Annotated in this window: 2 protein-coding genes; both read right to left on the bottom strand. The window is 52.6% G+C overall.

From position 1 onward, the window contains the following. Nucleotides 1-304 precede the first annotated feature (304 nt). A complete protein-coding gene (locus tag ACR0AZ_RS21595; RefSeq protein WP_170337130.1) occupies nt 305-685 on the bottom strand; it encodes a hypothetical protein in 381 nt (126 codons plus the stop codon). Nucleotides 686-799: 114 nt separating this feature from the next. Further along, on the bottom strand, nt 800-1,609 hold an 810-nt coding region (locus ACR0AZ_RS21590), incomplete at its 5' end, for a carbohydrate porin (RefSeq protein WP_480668235.1).

Raw genomic sequence — 1,609 nt, 5'->3', positions numbered from 1 at the left:
AAAGCAGACTTTGCAAAGTCCGGTTGACCACATTGTCCACCAATGGCGACAGTTCTGCTTCGCGACTGGGCTATACATAGCCCTCAAAGCGTATTGTTTGCGGGACTTCAGTTGCACCGTTTTCCTGAGCGAGTAGGGCGCGTGCTGACGAAAAGGTAGCAAGCGCAAAAAGAACAAGAAGGGCCTTTATCATCGTAGCGCCTCGGATCCGGGTTTTGAACTTGGGCCGGGGTTCACAAATGATCGCCCCGGCCAGCGTCAGGACAAACGAGGTAGTTCTTGCCCTGAAACATCGTACTTTCGCCTAATTTAGAAGATCACCGACGATGCCGACGGCATCGACCACGGTAGACAGGTCATTCGTAACTTCGAGGACTTCGTCATCGACCAGAATGTAGCGGTTTCCTTTGCCCGGCTCCCCAAGCTTCCATTTGGAAAGGTCCCCAATATCCTCGAACTCCAGGTCAGATGGGAGCTTGGCACCGCGCGTGTAGCGCTTGATCTGTCCAGGTGGTACAGCTTTTGGGCCTTTGCCGGGTTTGTCTTCTATCTGAATGCTGACATCACCGTTCTTGCCCCCCTTGTTCGGCTTTTTACCCTTGTTGTCTTTGGCATGGGCATCGCTGCCTCCAAGGATGAAAAACACAACTGCTAAGGCTGCAAGAATTCCGTATGCAATCTTCATAGATTGTTCCTTTGCTTCCCAACTTCATTCGACCGGCGTTGAAAATTCCGGCACGCGCTTGATCTCTCTTAGTTGCCCTTTGGCACACCCCTTAGTGACTGCCTTCACCCCGCATTAGAAAACGATCCGGGTTCTTAGACCGAACAGGGTAATCCGGTCCTGATCGGGATTTAGAAGCGGGTCGGAAATGAATTGTACCGATGGCGTGATCTGCAATCCGGGTGAGATTGAAAAACGGTAGAAAGCTTCAAGCGTGAACTGATCGCCATCTATGCCTCTTGCTTCGGCCCAGTTTAGGCCCAGACCGGCCAAATCGGTGTTGCGACCATAGTAACCGAGACCGGCAGAAATCGACCGTTCATAAAGCGCTGCGGTCCCCTTCGAGGCCCCAGCCCGAAAGAACGGCATCCACTTATTGTCAACAAACCATGCGGCAGAAAACGCAGCGCCGTAATCTTCTGGACGGCTACCATCGTCAGCCGCATCCGCATGCCAGAGGGTCAGATGGATATTGTCGAAGTAGATGCGATCAAAGCCGGACGTGTACCCAAGTTCGAGCGACTTGAAGAGATTGCCGTCGCTAAACACATCAAAGTTTGGATCGGACGGGTCGGCGTTTGCGTCTGATACGCTGGCAACGGCGTAGAGGTTCTCGCTCAGCTTTACCCCACCGGCAATACCAAGGCCTTGGTTGGGCGTGTTGATTGTCGGGTTGGTATTGAAAGACAGGTTTTGAAAACCACTGTAGGGGCTTACCAACCCGTAGATATCCACAAAGTCCGTTACATCAATCTGGCCGACTTGCAGCGTCCACGACCCATTCTCAGCCCTTTGGGTCCAGAACAAATTGGTCAGAAGCAAACCGTTGTCATTGAAGGCTGTTCCCGTGATTGAAAGGGCTCCGCCATCCAGCCCGAGAAATTG

Source organism: Ruegeria sp. BE3, assembly GCF_056538865.1.
This window is presented reverse-complemented; position numbering and strand designations above follow the sequence as displayed.

Bases quoted from the DNA above. Each gene is read 5' to 3' on its own strand.
- ACR0AZ_RS21595 (WP_170337130.1), bottom strand. From the start codon at position 685: ATGAAGATTGCATACGGAATTCTTGCAGCCTTAGCAGTTGTGTTTTTC.